A 15,040-nucleotide genomic window follows, 5' to 3' on the forward strand; every position below is an offset into this window, starting at 1 on the left:
GTCAGCGCTGCTGAGGTCGGTAGATGCGGCTCTCCTGGATGGTTTTCATGTTCAGGACGTACTGCAGCTCGCTGTCGAACTCGAAGGCGTCGTGCCCCCGGTGGGCGGCGACCCGGGTGGCGAAGAGCTCGCCGGGCACCACGTACGGGATGCCGATCAGCTCCTCACGGTGGTTACCGGCGACCGGCAGGACCAGCCCGGCCTCGCCGAAGCTGGCCGCGGCCTCCTCGACGGTGACCACGGCGCAGTGCGCGCCGAGCGCGGCGGCGGTCCGCAGGATCTCCTCGGCCCGGCTGCTGGACCGTCCGGGCGGCGCGAGCAGCAGCAGCTCGCTGGTCGAGCCGGTGAGGAAGAACTGCTCGTGCGCCCACTCCTCCAGGTGCTGCACGTTGCCGTTGATCCGGGCCAGCTCGTAGGTCTTGGCACCGTAGAACAGCGCCATGCCGTGCGCCGGCCCACCGCCGACGATCATCACGTCGGAGTGCTCGGCGAAGCGCTGGGCGAGTTTGTCCGCCGGGTCGGCGCAGATCTCCACGGTCTGGTCGACGGCGCGGGCGGCAGCCCGCATCTGTTCGGTGATCTCGTCGACCTCGGCTTCGCTCAGGTGCCCACGCAGCCGGCCCATCCGCAGCGCCACCAGCAGCAGCGTGGTGAAGCTGACCAGGTAGTTGGCCAGGCCGAAGCTGGGTCTTCCGGCGCCGTCCTCCAGGTTGCTCGGCATGGTCAGCGCCCGGCCCTCCCGCTCCACCCGCTGGTTGAGGGTGTGCCGGGAGACCTCGGCGAGCCGACTGGTCGGGCTGCCGGTGACGGCCACCGAGAACGCTCCGACGTCGGTCGCCCGGGCCGCCGCCTCGACGGTACGGGTGGCCTTGCCCGAGTTGGAGATGGCGAGCACCAGGCTCTCGTCGGGCAGGGCGTCGGCCGCGTACCGGGCGAACTCCAGCGCCTCGATCGGCTCGGTGGGCACCTTCGCGAAACGGTGGAAGGCCATCCGGGCGGCGATTCCGGCGAAGTACGAGTCACCGCAGCCGGTGACGTAGACGTGCCGGGCGTCGCGCAGCTTCTCCTCGGGCAGCCGGGCGACCTGTTCCTCCACCACCTCGATGGCGGCCAGGACGGCGTACGACTGGTGCGCGATCTCGTACATCATGTCGTCGACGGAGACGCGGTTCGGCTCGCCGTACTCGGCGGCCGGCGGTTCGATCAGATCGGTGGTCAAGACGGGATTCCTCCATCCAGGGTGCTGATCAGACTCTTGAGGCGGTGCTCGGCCAGGGCCCGGTCGACCTCCAGGACGCTCAGCGCCCCGAAGGTCTCGACCACGAACGAGGCGGAGACCGCGCCGTGTGCGGCGGCCAGCACCGGGTCGCCGGTGCGGGCCAGACCGACGAGGAAACCACCGCAGAAGGCGTCCCCGGCGCCGGTCGGGTCACCGGGCTCGACCGGCACCACTCCGATCCGCCGGACGGCCGGCGCGGTGTGCACCGAGCAGCCGTCCGCGCCTTCCTTGACGACCACCACCGGGCAGCGCCGGACCAACCCGGCCAGCGTGGCGGCGGCGTCCCCCCGCAGCGGCCAGGCGGCCAACTCCTCCCGCCCCGGCAGCACGGCGGTGACCAGGCCGAGCAGCTCGTCGTCGAACTCCTGCCCGGTCTCGTCCCACCACGGCCAGTCGAGGGTGAGCACGGTCTGGTCGTCGGCCGCGCGGAGCTGGGCGGCGAGGGCGCGCAGGTTGGCGTGCGGGCCCGGCGCGAGATGCGCGCCCCGGGCCCGTCGGTAGCTCGCGGGCAGTTGCGGCGGCGCGGGGCTGTAGCGGGGCCAGGCTTCGCGGTGCACCTCGGAGCCCATCGCGCTGAAGTCCTGGGACAGGTCGATCAGGGCGGCGACCTCGGGCGGGAGCGTCGCCTCGGCGACCCGGTCGGTCCGTGAGCCGTCGGCCCGGTAGAAGACCCGCGATCGCAGGGCGTGTGTCTCCGGCAGCCGGTAGACCCCCGCGGTGTCGATCCCGGCGGCGGCGATCCGGTCGAGCCAACCGGTCGGGTAGTCGGCGCCGGCGCCGGCCACGAGTCCGACCGAATCCGACCAGATCCAGGCGCCGACAGCCGCGTACACGCCGTTGCCACCGCACTGGCTCGGCGATATGGCGCCGTCCGCGGTCACCACGTCGTCGATCGTCAGGTTGCCGGTCACCACGAATTCGATGCCCATCGCCCACCCCCACTTGTCCGGACGAGTATGAGCACGCCAGCGGTGAGTGGTCAATACTTGTCCGGAACAGTTATCGAAGCGGGAGGTGCTGTGACCAGGTAATATGCGACGGTCGCTGCGCGCCGCCGACATGGTCGGCCCCGGCGACCGGGTGGATCGCGACATCTGCGCCGGCGCGCCGCCTCGGCGCGTGCCTCCGGGTCGGTGTCCGGGTGGGTGGTCAGCCGCTTCGGCCCCGCCCGCGCCGGCGCGGGCCGGGCGACCAGTTCCGGGCGGCGTTCGGGCCGGTCAGCGCGGTGGGCGCGACGGCCGGTCGCCGGGCTGGTTCGGGTTGTAACGACGCCGAAGTCAAGTCGAAACACCTCTTGACTCTGACGTTATCTGGATTAGTGTTCAGACCACCTGCTCACCAGATCAGATGCGCGTCGAAGTGGGCGTTGCCGCCCGCAGCGGCGGCAGACGTCCGGCCCGAGCGACCACCACCGTTCGAACCCGGGCTTGCGGGCCCGTCGCATACCAGAGGAGGACCGATGTCTTCGCTCGACTACACCTACGAGAACATCGACAAGGTCATTGACCGGTCGACGTGGGTGGCCCCGACCCTGGACCCCGACAAGACCATGCTGCTGGTGCTGGACATGCAGAAGGCGTGTGCCGAGCCCGGTGGCGCCATGTACATCCCGAGCATCGGCGGCGCTCCGGAGGGCAAGGACGTCGTCCCCCCGGTGGTAAACGTGCTCGAAGCCTGCCGGGCCAAGGGCATCCCGGTCGTCTGGTCGCTGTGGGGCCTGCGCGGCGACGGCAAGGACGCCGGCTACGCCGACCGTAAGTGGGGCCTGGAAGGCCAGTTGGCGACCTTCCCCGGCTCGTGGGGCAACGGTGGCGACGAGTTGGTCGACGAGCTCAAGCCGCTCGACGACGAGCCGGTCATCCGCAAGCACCGGTTCTCCTCGTTCTACGGCACGGCGCTGACCGAGTACCTGCGTCGCGCGGGGCGGGACACCCTCGTCGTGGCGGGCCTGTCCACCGGCAACTGCCAGATCGCCACCGCCATCGACGGCAACAACCAGGACTTCAAGATCGTCGTTCTGGCCGACACCACCGCCGCCATCCCGGCCTCCATCCCCGGTGACGCCGAGCAGCCGCTCGGCTACGGGCAGCACTGGGAGGCCCTGCGCAACATCCAGGCCAACCACGGCGACGTGCGTACCAGCGTCGAGTTCCTCCAGATGATCGGCGCCTGACCGGCACGACCCCGCCGACGACGGCTCCAGACCCGAGGAACCGGGCAACACCCTAAACGCGAAGAGAAGGAACGTGAGATGTCGCTTTCAGGCAAGCGCGTGGCCCTGCTGATCGAGGACGAGTACCAGATCCTCGAAGGCTGGTACCCCCTCCTGCGCCTGCAGGAGGCCGGCGCGGACGTCCAGGTCGTCGGCAGCGGCACCAAGGAGTCGTACGACAGCAAGGAGCACTACCCGATGCGGGCGGACGTCGGCGCGCCGGACGTGTCCGCCGCCGACTTCGACGCGGTGGTCATTCCCGGCGGGTTCGCTCCCGACAACATGCGTCTGCACCCGGAGATGATCGACCTGGTCCGGGACGCCTACGAGTCGGGCAAGCTCGTCGCCGCGATCTGCCACGGCGGCTGGATGCTCGCCTCGGCCGGCGCGACAAAGGGCAGGAAGATCACCGGCTATCTGCCGATCAGGACCGATGTCGAGAACGCGGGCGGCACCTGGGTCGACGAGCCGGTCGTCGAGGACGGCAACGTCATCACCTCCCGCACGCCGGTCGACCTGCCCCACTTCGGCCGGGCCATCGTCGAGTACCTCGGGCGCAACTGACCGCCCTGCCCGACTGCGCCGCCGGGTCCGTGGGAGCGGACCGGCGGCGTCGGGGCGGCGACCCCTTCGGTGCTGCCTGCCACCGAGCGCCCTTCGAGAGGAGAGAGAGATATGGCTTATTCGTTCAAGCCGGAGCCGGTCGACGCCATCGTCGTCGGGCTCGGCGCGACCGGTGGCACTGCGGTAAAGGTGCTGGCCGAGGCCGGCATGAAGGTCGTCGGCTTCGACCGGGGCCCGTGGCTGCGGGCGCACGAGCACTACTCCGGTGACGAGGTCAAGTACGTCAACCGCAACTACCTCTGGCCCGATCCGAAGCTGTTCCCCCGGACGCTGCGCCACGACGAGAACTCGGTGGCCGAGGTGTTCCCGTTCTCGCCGACCCCGCAACTCGTCGGCGGTGGCACCAACCACTGGGCCGGCTGGGTGCCCCGGCCGCGGGAGTCGGACTTCATCCAGCGCTCCCTGCACGGCGACCTGGCGGGCGCCAGCCTCGCCGACTGGCCGATCCGCTACGAGCACCTGGAGCCCTACCTGACCAGGGTCGAGTGGGAGTTCGGCGTCTCCGGCGTCGCGGGCGCGGACAAGTACGAGCCGTTCCGCAGCCGCCCCTTCCCCAGCGAGCCGCTGCGCCCGACCCGCTTCGGCCGGCGCTTCTACGACGCGGCCAAGAAGATGGGGATCAACGCGTTCCCGATTCCGCACGCCATGGTCACCAACCGGCACAAGGGTCGCGACCCGTTCAACAAGACCAGCTTCTGGAACCAGTACGGTGACCCGAGCGGCGCCCGGTCGAACACCCTCACCACGTTCATCCCGGAAGCGGTGGCGACCGGCAACTTCGAGCTGCGCTCGGAGTGCTTCGTCCGGGAGATCAGGGTCGGCACGGACGGGCGGGCCACCGGTGTCGTCTACATCGACCCCGAGGGCCGGGAGGTCGAGCAGGACGCGAAGGTCGTCGTGCTGGGGCTGGGCGCCATCGAGTCGGCCCGGCTGATGCTCATGTCGCGCTCTGCCCGCCACCCGGACGGCCTGGCCAACTCCAGCGGCCTGGTCGGCAAGAACGCCACCTTCCACGAGTACGTGTTCGCCGTCGGCCTGTTCGACAAGGAGGTCGACGATCCGCTGTACGGCTGGGCCGGCAACTACATCAGCGGCGGCACGTTCGAGTTCTACGAGACCGACGAGAACCGCGGCCACATCGGTGGCTGCCTGATCTCGGCCTCGCAGACGGTCCACCCGGTCAACTGGGTCTTCCCGGGCCGACCGAGCTGGGGTGGCGCCCTCAAGGACGCCGACCGCGACTACTTCAACTACGCGATGAAGATCGGCGCGATCCTGCACGACATGCCGCGTGAGTCCAACCGGGTGGATCTCGACCCGACCGTGAAGGACGCCTGGGGCCTGCCGGTCGCCCGGATCACCCACCAGCCGCATGACAACGACGTGCGGATGAGCAAGTGGCAGGTGGACAAGAACGCCGAGATCCTGGAGGTGGCCGGCGCGCGTAAGACGGTCCCGGTGTATCTCGACCGGATGACCGGCAACACCTGCCACCAGCACGGCACGGCACGGATGGGCAACGACCCGACGACGTCGGTGCTCAACGAGTGGTGCCAGACCCACGACGTCGACAACCTGTTCGTCGTGGACGGTTCCGGTTTCCCGACGTCGACCGGCGTCAACCCGACGCTGACCATGATGGCCAACGCCTGGCGCGCGTGCGACTACATCGTCGACACCTTCGCCAAGGGCCGCGAAGAGCACATCACGGTCGACTAGCCAGAGCACGTTGAGCCACCCGAGGAAGGAGGACTTGTGACCCTCAAGGCTGACTGGGAGGTCGTCGGGTCGCCGATCGACCCCGACTCGAACGAACGGCTGTTCTTCACCGAGCACGAGTGGGAGACGATCGAGGCCGCCACCGCCCGCATCATCCCGACCGACCACGACCCCGGGGCGCGGGAGGCCCGGGTGGTCGTCTTCATCGACCGCTACCTGTCCGGCATCGACTACGTCTTCGCCGCTGCGGACGGAACCGGGTTCCTCAAGCTGACCGGCAAGTTCGCCGAGGCGTGGCGGGCCCGCATGTGGGACATGCAGCAGACCTACCGCCAGGGCATCCGCGACCTGGACGGGGTGGCCCGGACGAACTACGACGTCGACTTCAAGGAGTTGACCGAGGAGCAGCAGGACGGCGTGCTGGAGTTGTACTCCGGCGCGCCGAAGCCGTCCAGGGTCACCCTGGGGACGACGGAGGCGGTGACCACGTTCCTCCAGGGCACCTTCGACGAGGGGATGGCGTTCTTCCCGGCGTTGTGCCTGCACACGAAGCAGGGGTTCTACTGCGACCCGGTGTACGGCGGGAACCGGGGTCGCGTCGGCTGGCAGGTGATCGGATTCGTCGGTCCGGAGTCGTTGAAGGACACGATGGACGGCACGTACGACACCACCGCGTACTTCATGGAGGGTGACTACGCCTGGGAGGAACTGGTCCCGCATCTGCGGGAGCACCCGTTCCGGCCGGCTGACCGGTAGGACCTGGAGCGAGCCGTGGCCCGGGCGTGTTCCGCCCGGGCCACGGTTGTCTGTGCACGGGTGGGCGGGCCCATGCCTGGCGCGCGGAACCGCTAGAATGTGTTCAGGAGATCTGACCATTCCTTGTCAGTTGATCATTGCGAGCGGGTCACGCGCCCGTTCGGTGAAAGGGGTCATGGAGATGACCGGCTTTGGTCCCGGCGATTTCGAGCCGGTCCGCCGGCTGAAGGTCGCCGACTCCGTAGCGGCCCAGCTCGAGCAGATGATCACCCGGGGCGACATCAGGCCCGGTGAGAAGCTGCCGCCCGAGCGGGTGCTCGCCGAGCGGTTCGGCGTCGGGCGCAGCTCGATGCGCGAGGCGATCCGCGTCGTGGAGACCAGCGGCATGCTGCGGACCGACCACGGTCGCGGGGTCTTCGTCGTCAGCGACAAGAAGGCGATGCCGAAGCTCTCCGACCTGCTGGTGTTCGACGACTTCACGGTGCCGGAGCTGTTCGAGGTGCGCATGTCGCTCGAACCGGATGCCGCCAGCCTCGCGGCCCGGCGGATCACCGCCCAGGAGGCCGCCGACCTCCAGCGGATCCTGACCGAGGCCGAGAATCCGCAACTGAGCGACGACGCGTTTGTCAAGCTCGACGCCGAGCTGCACCGCGCGATCGTCGCGGCCACCAAGAACCGACTGCTGTTGAAGCTCATGGAGAGCATCGAGCCGCTCTTCTTCAAGTACTCCCACCGGGTCATCAAGCTGCCCGGCCGCCGGGCGCACGCGCATGCCGGGCATGTCGCGCTCTGCAAGGCCATCATCGGTCACCGGGTGCGGGACGCCCGGTCCGCGGCGCTGAGCCACATCCGCGACGTCGAGCGCGACATCGCCGGGCACCTGGACCAGCGCGCCGAGCGCGGGTAACGCGGCTGTCGCGCGGAAGCGCCGCCGCCGGGCGTCCGGCGGCGGCGCTCTCCGTTCGGCGGGTCAGCGGAGATCCAGCATCGCCTTCGGGCGGTGAGCCGGCCCGCCGACCGGTCGGCGTAGCCGCTCGGGAGCCTTCGGCAGGGACTCGAACTGGGCCGGGTCGTGCCCGGTCACGACGAGCGCGTCCGTCGCGTCGGCCAGCGCGGTGAGGCGGCGCATCGACTGCACGGCGGCCAGGGTGTCGGTCGCGATGCCCGGCGGGAGGTCGTCGTCGATGCATCCGACGGTGTTTATCGCGTCGCCGGCGAGAATGACGTTGCCCAGGTCCGGCACGTCCCAGAGCACCACCGACTGGTGCCCGGGGGTGTGGCCCGGGGTGGTCATCAACTGGATTCCCGGGAGCATGTGCCAGTCGCCCTCGGCGAGGGTCCAGTTCGTCGCCGCGAAGTCCGCCGGCACGTACGCCTTGCCCGCGTGCCCGTCGGGGCTGCGCGCCCACCGCAACTCCCCGCGTTGCACGACGTGCACGGCGCCGGGGAAGACCCGTCCGCCACCGGCGTGGTCGTGGTGCAGATGGGTGTAGACCACCGCCCGTACGTCGCGTGGCGTGAGGCCGAGCAGCTCCAGTTGCCGGGCCGGGTGCTGGTGTGGCCGCACGCGCGGACGGGAGGCCGCCGCCAGCTCTGGTCCCCAGGTGGCGACCGGGTCGTCGATGACCCCGGGATCGTTGCCGGTGTCGACGAGGACGTACCCCGAGGTGGTGCCGACCAGGAACATCTGCACCGGTACGGCGACACGACGGCCGAACCCGGTGCCGGGGACGACCACGCTCGACTCGACCTCCAGCACGCCGCCGTCGAGGAGGTGGAGTGAGGTCACCGAGGATCTCACCGGGCCGCCGCCTCGGCGCTGACGTGCAGGCAGCGTAGGAGCATCGCCATCGAGGTCGCGCCCGCGTCGACGTGTCCGCGACCACGATCGCCGAGGTAGCTTCCCCGGCCCATCCTGGCCACCATCGCGGCGGTGGCGTCGCGCCCCCGTTCGGCCGCCTGGGCGGCGCGGTCGAGGGCCGGCACGAGGCCAGCGGAGCGGGCGGCGGGGGAGTCGAGCTCGGCGACGGCCGGATGGAGCGCGTCGACGAGCGTCTTGTCACCGGGGGCCGAGCCGCCGAGCTCGCGGATGCCCGCGAGGGCCGAGCGGAGTCCCTCGGTGAGATCGGTGAGGCCCAGCGCGGTTCGGCCGACGCCGACGTCGCTCAGGCGGAGGAAGAACGTGCCGTACAGCGCCCCGCTGGCGCCACCGACGGAGTTGACCAGCGCCATGGCCACGCCCTCCAACTGCTGCTGGAGATCGTCGGATCGGCCCTGCCGCAACAGCGCCCGGACGGCTGCCGCGCCCTGGCTCAGGTTGGAGCCGTGCTCACCGTCACCGGTGGCGGAGTCCAGCTCGTTCAGCCGGGACTCGGCCGCGACGATCTCGGCGCAGAAGCGTTCCAGCCAGGCCGTCACGGTTGCCTGGGACAGGGTGGCGGGCATCTCAGACTCCCCAGCGCAGCGAAGGCGTGTGAACGGGTCGGTCCCACAGGTCGAGTAGCTCCTCGTCGACGTGCAGCACGGTGAGCAGCGCGCCCAGCGAGTCGAGCGAGGTGAGGTAGTCGCCGACCAGGCTCCGGACGGGCACGACGCCGTGTCGGACGAGGCGGTCACAGACCGCCGCGAACAGCCCGTACAGCTCAAGGGCGGGGGTCGAGCCGAGGCCGCTGAGCAGCACCAGAACGCGGTTGCCGGGTCGGAGGGCCAGCTCGCCGGTGACCCGCTCCAGCAGTACGTCGGCGATCTCGCCGACGGGCGGTAGCGGCATCCGCTCGTGGCCGCGGTCACCGCCGATGCCGACGCCGACCTCGTACTCCCCGTCGGGAAGGTCGAACGTGCGCCGTCCGGTTCTCGGGTGCGTGCACGAGCTCAGCGCGGCACCGAAGGTCCGGCTGCGCTCGACGACCCGACGGGCGAGGGCGGCGACCTCGTCGAGCGGGCGTCCCTGCTCGGCGGCGGCCCCGGCGATCTTCTCGGCCAGCACCGTCGCGCCGAGGCCCCGGCGCCGTCCGGCGAGCTCCGGTGGGAACGACGCGTCGTCGTTGACGACGACCTTCTCGATCCGGACGCCCCTGCGGCGGAGGACTTCGGCGGCCAGGCCGAAGTTCATCACCTCACCGCCGAAGTTCTTGATGAGGTACAGCACGCCGGCGCCGCGGTCGGCGTGCCGGGTCGCCGCCAGGATCTGGTCCGGCACCGGGGACGCGAACACCTCACCGGGGCATGCGGCGTCGAGCATGCCGAGGCCGACGTATCCGGCGTGCAGCGGTTCGCAACCTGATCCGCCGCCGGAGATGACGCCCACCTTGTCGGTCACCGTCGGTGCCCGCCGCACGACTATGCGGTGCTCCGGGTCGTACTCGACCACGTCGGGATGGGCGGCTGCCAGCCCGCGCAGGTAGTCCGGAACGACCTCCGAGGCGGTACCCATGATCTTCCGCATCCTGCCCGCCCTTTCTGCGGAGAAGAACCGATCGACCTCTTGACTTTGTGGCTCGGATCTCAGGATATTGGTCGGACCACCCGATCACAAGACCACTGATTGTCGAGAGGAGCAGGCATGGACGCGCCACCACCGGTGCCGGCGGACGGGCGGCAGCCCGCGACGGCTCCGCTCCTACGCATGACGGACATCCGCAAGCGGTTCCAGGGCGTCCGCGCCCTGGACGGGGTGAGCCTGCTGGTGCACAGGGGTGAGATTCAGGCTCTGCTCGGCGGGAACGGCGCGGGCAAGTCGACCCTGCTGAACGTGCTGTCCGGCCTCGTCGTCGCGGACTCCGGCAGAATCGAACTGGCCGGCCGCGAGGTGTCGATCGGACATCCCCGACAGGCGCAGGCGCTCGGCATCAGCACCATCCACCAGGAACTGTCCACCGTTCCGGACCTGACCGTGCTGGAGAACATCTTCCTCGGCCGGGAGGCGGCGCTGACCGGCAGGAGCTCACCGTTCGTCAACCGCCACCAGATCGCCCGCCGGATCGCCGACCTCGCTGCCGAGTTCGGCATCACCAGATCCGAGCTGTGGCGGCCGGTCGGCGAGTTCGGGGCGCTCAAGAAGCGGGCCATCGAGATCGTCAAGGCGCTCGCCGTACCGCCGCAGATCCTGATCCTCGACGAACCGACGTCGGGGCTCGAGGAGCACGAGAAGACGCTGCTCTTCGAGCACATGCGCAGCCTCCAGCGTCGCGGCGTCGCCCTGATCTGGGTCACCCACCACCTCGACGAGGTGTTCGGACTCGCCGACGTGGTGACCGTGATGCGCGACGGCCGGACCATCGCGCGTACCGGGACCACCCAGCTCACCAAACGTGAGCTGGCGGTGCAGATGTTCGGCGGGGACGCGACGGAGCTCATGGAGTCCGCCGCCACCGTGCCCACGCCGAGGCGGCGGGACGGTGGCGAGAGCCAGCCACGGCTGCGGGCGTCGAACCTGAGCCGCCACGGGGTGCTCCGCGACATCTCCTTCGACCTGCGGCGCGGGGAGGTCCTGGGTGTCGCCGGCCTGGCCGGCTCCGGACGAACCGAGCTGGTACGGGCGCTGATGGGCCTGGACAAACTCTCCTCCGGCCGGATCGAGATCGACGGCCGCCCCAGCCGGATCGGGCACCCCAAGGTGGCGTACCGGGCCGGACTCGCCATGGTTCCCGAGGACCGCAAGCAGTTGGGCATCCTCCCGGACCTCTCCGTCGCCGAGAACATCTCGGTCTCCGCGCTCGGCACGGTGACCGCGGCCGGCCTGCTGCGTCGAGGACGGGAACGGGCGCTCACCGACTCGTACGTCCGTCGTCTGGGGATCAAGACGCCCGGCCCGGCGGAGCCGATCCGCAACCTCAGCGGCGGCAACCAGCAGAAGGCGATCATCGCCCGTTGTCTGAACACGAAGCCGTCGATCCTCATCTTCGACGAGCCGACCCAGGGCATCGACATCCACGCGAAAGCCGAGGTCCACCGTCTCATCCGGGACGTCGTGGCGGAGGGCACCTCGGTCATCGTCATCGCCTCGGAGTTCGCCGAGCTGATCAGCCTCTGCGACCGGGTCATCGTGCTGAACCGCGGAGCGCTCGTCGGCGAGATCAGCGACATCCCCCACCGGGTGGCGACAGAGGGCTACGACGCCGTCAAGCACGCCATCATCGACAAGGCATCGAGAGCTGACCGATGAAGAACCTACGCCCCGGCGCCGCCCGGTTCCTCGGGATCGAAGGCGTGCCCATCCTCCTGGCCGTCACCGCGGTCACCGTCGGCTTCGTGCTGGCCGTGCCGTCGTTCGCCGACGGCGACTCGATCGGGTACTACCTCAACGAGGAAGTACCGATCTTCGTCATCACCGCCGGGCTGGCCCTGGTCATCATCGCCGGCGGGATCGACCTCTCGGTCGGCGCGGTCCTCGGCCTCAGCGCCGGCACCTCGCTCTGGGCCTCGATGCAGGGCTTCCACCCGATGGTGTCAGTTCTGGTCGGAATCGGGACCGGGCTCGCCTTCGGGCTCGTCAACGGCCTGGTCATCGTCATGTTCCAGCTCAACGACTTCATCGTCACCCTGGGCACCCTCAACGTCGCCGCCGGCCTGCTGGTGGTGCTCACCGACCACGTCCAACTGACCGGCACGGCCGACGAGACGTTCCTCGGCGTCGCCGGCGCCTCCCTCGGCGGCGTCACCAGCGCGATGATCCTGACCGTCGTGATCATCGCGGCGCTGCACCTCGTGCTCCTGAGGACCGCTTTCGGCCGCAGGATCCGGGCGGCCGGGATGGGCCGGGCGCCGGCCCTGGTCGCCGGCCTCGACGTCGGACGGCTCAAGCTCTACGCCTACCTCGTCTCGGGCGGCCTGGCCGGCTTCGGCGGCGTCCTGCTCGCCGCCCGGCTCAACTCCGTCCAGGCCGGCATGGCCGGCGGCTACGAGCTGATCGCGGTCGCCGCGGCCGTGCTCGGTGGGGTGAGCCTCGCCGGCGGCCGGGGCGGGATCTGGCAGGCCGCCCTCGGCGCGTTCCTGCTGGTGACCCTCAAGCAGGGATTCCGCCTGATGGGCGTCGACCCGCTCATCTTCTCCATCATCACCGGCGTCTGCATCCTCGTCGGCGTCGTCGTGGACCGCGGCGTCCGCCGCTACGCCCTGACGCTACGCGCCCCGGCGCCCGTGCGGACACCGGCGACCGAACCTCAGCCGGCGACGATCAAGGGGCGACGATGACCACCCTCACCGACGACCGGATGTCCGCCACCGACGGGCGGCTCTCCGTGCTCCTCTCCCGGATCATGCGGGATCCGCTGTTCGGGATCCTCGTCCTGCTCGTCGTCGTGTCCGCGGTGATGTCGGCAGTCGAGCCGACCTTCGCCACCGTCGGCAACCTGACGAACATCGTCAACGCCATGATGACCGTGAGCTTCCTCGCGATCGGGATGACCGTGGTCCTGATCGCCGGTGGCCTCGACCTGTCGGTCGGGTCGGTGATGGGCCTGAGCGCCGGCGTGGTGGCGAGCTGCCTCAACAACGGGCTGCCGATCGCCGTCGCGTTCCTCGCGGCGCTCGGCGTCGGCGCCGGGATCGGCCTGGTCAACGGGCTGCTCATCACGAAGCTCGGCATCCCGGACCTGATCGCGACCCTGGCGATGCTCGGCCTGGCCGGTGGCTTCCTGCTCTACTGGACCGCCGGTGTGCCGATTCTCGGCTACATGACCGACACGTACTACTACATCGGTGGGCTGCGTCAGCTTCTCGGCCCGATCACCGTGCCGATGCTGCTGGTCGTCGCGGTCTGCGTCGCGGTCTCGGTGTTCCTCCGTCGCACCACCTACGGTGTGAAGTTCTACGCGGTCGGCAGCTCCGCGGCCGGCGCGATGAACGCCGGGATCCGCGTCGACCGCATCAAGATCTCCGCGTACATGATCAGCGGTCTGATGGCCGCCGTCGCCGGCATCCACATCGCCGGCCGCACGACCACCGTGCCGCCCCTGATCGGCAACGGCTACGAGATCAGCGCCATCGCGGCGGCCGTGATCGGCGGCGCATCGCTGTTCGGTGGCAAGGGACGGGTGCTCGGCGCGCTCGTCGGCGCGCTGACCCTGACCCTGACCCGCAACATCATCAACCTGACGGGCGTCGAGTCGAGCTGGCAGGCCGTGGTCACCGGGCTCGTCCTCATCCTCGCCGTCCTGGCGAACCAGGCGTGGAGCGGCATCACCCGTTCGCTCGACGCCCCCCGTCGCTGAACCCACACCGCCTCCGACCATCCACCGCACGCACCGGGAGATCGACATGAAAAACTTCGATGGACTATCGCGACGACGGATGCTGCGCACCGCCGGCCTGTTGGCCGGAGCCGGTGTCGGCGGGTCCCTGTTGGCCGGCTGCTCGCCGAACGGCGGGACGAGAGATGCCGCCGACGGCGACGGACCGGCCAGCGAGTCGTTCGACGAGGCCGTCAAGAAGATCGTCAACGGCAGGGAGATCAAGATCGGTTTCACCCCGCCGGTGCTGTCCGAGAACTTCACCCAGATCGAGCACGCCGCCTGGCGCAGAATGCACGAGTACGAGCAGCGGTTCGGCTGCCGGTGGGTCTGGGAGCGGCAGGCGCCGGTCGGTGACTTCAACGCGGTCCAGGGCACCCTCGGCATCGTGCAGTCGTGGGTGGCCCGCAAGTTCGACGCCATCGCGGTGTGCACCGGCGCGAACTTCGCCACCGTCCAGAACCTGTACCGGGACGCCACCGGGAAGGGCGTCCGGATCTACCAGTTCAACCAACCGGCCGAGCTGTACCCCGAGGACCAGTTGCAGACCGTCACCAACGTCGGCTACGACAACCGCTGGCAGTCCGGATACCTCGCGGGCAGGTACATCGCCGAGAAACTCAAGGGGCAGGGCAACATCCTGCAGATCTGGGGGCCGTCCGGCTCGGACTGGACCCGCGGCCGCAGGATCGGGTTCGAGCGGGCGCTCGCCGAGAACCCGGGCATCAAGGTGGTCGGCGAGGCCGACGGTGGCTACGTACGCGACAAGGGCCTGGCCGCGGCGCAGGACCTGCTGACCAAGAACCGCGACGTCAACGCCATCTACGGCGAGAACGAGGAGATGGCGCTCGGCGCGTCCCAGGCCATCGACACCGCAGGTCTCAAGCACTGGGACGGGTCCGACGGGATCCTGACCATCGGCGCGGACGGCCTCCTCTCCGGGTACCAGCAGATCAGGGCCGGCAAGCTGACCGCCACCGTCGACATCGGCGGGGTCGACCAGGGGCAGAACCTGGTCGAGGCGATCTTCGTCACGGCGGTGCTCGGCCAGACGGTCACCCAGTTCATCAACAACCCCACCCAGGTCGTCGACCAGAGCAACGTGGACTGGCACCAGGCGTACACGGAGTGGGCGCTCGCGGCCCCCAAGAAGTACGCCTGACCCGGGCGCGCCCGGTGGCGGTGACCCGGCGGCCGGGCGCGCCACTACCCAATCAGCAG

The 15,040-nt window shown here is 69.9% G+C and carries 14 protein-coding genes; 9 read left to right on the plus strand and 5 right to left on the minus strand.

Annotated features, from left to right (window positions below; translation table 11 throughout):
- Position 1 precedes the first annotated feature (1 nt).
- A complete protein-coding gene (locus O7606_RS19850) occupies positions 2–1,219 on the minus strand; it encodes an SIS domain-containing protein (protein WP_281595524.1) in 1,218 nt (405 codons plus the stop codon).
- Complete coding sequence (locus O7606_RS19855) at positions 1,216–2,208, minus strand: carbohydrate kinase family protein (protein ID WP_281595525.1); 993 nt, start codon at positions 2,206–2,208, stop codon at positions 1,216–1,218. Before O7606_RS19855 ends, O7606_RS19850 begins: the two co-directional genes overlap by 4 nt.
- Before the next feature lie 530 nt (positions 2,209–2,738).
- Between O7606_RS19855 and O7606_RS19860 the strand changes: the two genes are divergently transcribed.
- From O7606_RS19860 to O7606_RS19880, 5 genes are all read left to right on the plus strand, one after another.
- On the plus strand, positions 2,739–3,452 hold the full coding sequence (locus O7606_RS19860; protein ID WP_281595526.1) for an isochorismatase family cysteine hydrolase: 714 nt from the start codon (positions 2,739–2,741) through the stop codon (positions 3,450–3,452).
- 78 nt (positions 3,453–3,530) lie between these two features.
- Positions 3,531–4,055 carry a type 1 glutamine amidotransferase domain-containing protein gene (locus tag O7606_RS19865; protein WP_281595527.1) on the plus strand — a complete coding sequence of 175 codons (525 nt, stop codon included), beginning with the start codon at positions 3,531–3,533 and terminating at the stop codon, positions 4,053–4,055.
- 111 nt (positions 4,056–4,166) lie between these two features.
- Entirely contained in the window at positions 4,167–5,834 is a 1,668-nt protein-coding gene (locus O7606_RS19870) for a GMC family oxidoreductase (RefSeq protein WP_281595528.1), read from the plus strand.
- A gap of 36 nt (positions 5,835–5,870) precedes the next feature.
- A complete protein-coding gene (locus O7606_RS19875; RefSeq protein ID WP_281595529.1) occupies positions 5,871–6,590 on the plus strand; it encodes a gluconate 2-dehydrogenase subunit 3 family protein in 720 nt (239 codons plus the stop codon).
- Positions 6,591–6,765: 175 nt separating this feature from the next.
- On the plus strand, positions 6,766–7,497 hold the full coding sequence (locus tag O7606_RS19880) for a FadR/GntR family transcriptional regulator (protein WP_281595530.1): 732 nt from the start codon (positions 6,766–6,768) through the stop codon (positions 7,495–7,497).
- A 63-nt stretch (positions 7,498–7,560) separates the two neighbouring features.
- On the opposite strand, the gene O7606_RS19885 is transcribed toward O7606_RS19880, so the two are convergent.
- Genes O7606_RS19885 through O7606_RS19895 form a run of 3 tightly spaced genes read right to left on the minus strand, consistent with a single transcriptional unit; the run spans position 7,561 to position 10,023 of the window.
- On the minus strand, positions 7,561–8,379 hold the full coding sequence (locus tag O7606_RS19885) for an N-acyl homoserine lactonase family protein (protein ID WP_281595531.1): 819 nt from the start codon (positions 8,377–8,379) through the stop codon (positions 7,561–7,563).
- 8 nt (positions 8,380–8,387) lie between these two features.
- On the minus strand, positions 8,388–9,035 hold the full coding sequence (dhaL, locus tag O7606_RS19890) for a dihydroxyacetone kinase subunit DhaL (protein ID WP_281595533.1): 648 nt from the start codon (positions 9,033–9,035) through the stop codon (positions 8,388–8,390).
- Position 9,036: 1 nt separating this feature from the next.
- Positions 9,037–10,023: a dihydroxyacetone kinase subunit DhaK gene (locus O7606_RS19895; RefSeq protein ID WP_281595534.1), complete on the minus strand. Its 987-nt coding sequence runs from the start codon at positions 10,021–10,023 to the stop codon at positions 9,037–9,039.
- 129 nt (positions 10,024–10,152) lie between these two features.
- Between O7606_RS19895 and O7606_RS19900 the strand changes: the two genes are divergently transcribed.
- The 4 genes from O7606_RS19900 to O7606_RS19915 all read left to right on the plus strand — a co-directional run bounded on the left by O7606_RS19900 (position 10,153) and on the right by O7606_RS19915 (position 14,981).
- Positions 10,153–11,754, plus strand: a complete 1,602-nt coding sequence (locus O7606_RS19900) for a sugar ABC transporter ATP-binding protein (protein ID WP_281595535.1) — start codon at positions 10,153–10,155, stop codon at positions 11,752–11,754.
- Positions 11,751–12,782, plus strand: coding sequence for an ABC transporter permease (locus O7606_RS19905; RefSeq protein WP_281595536.1), 1,032 nt, complete (start codon positions 11,751–11,753; stop codon positions 12,780–12,782). Before O7606_RS19900 ends, O7606_RS19905 begins: the two co-directional genes overlap by 4 nt.
- Complete coding sequence (locus tag O7606_RS19910; protein ID WP_281595537.1) at positions 12,779–13,801, plus strand: ABC transporter permease; 1,023 nt, start codon at positions 12,779–12,781, stop codon at positions 13,799–13,801. Before O7606_RS19905 ends, O7606_RS19910 begins: the two co-directional genes overlap by 4 nt.
- A 79-nt stretch (positions 13,802–13,880) precedes the next feature.
- On the plus strand, positions 13,881–14,981 hold the full coding sequence (locus O7606_RS19915) for a sugar ABC transporter substrate-binding protein (protein WP_281595538.1): 1,101 nt from the start codon (positions 13,881–13,883) through the stop codon (positions 14,979–14,981).
- Positions 14,982–15,040 lie beyond the last annotated feature (59 nt).

It is taken from the genome of Micromonospora sp. WMMD882 (genome assembly GCF_027497255.1).
In the GTDB taxonomy this organism is placed as follows: Bacteria; Actinomycetota; Actinomycetes; order Mycobacteriales; family Micromonosporaceae; genus Micromonospora.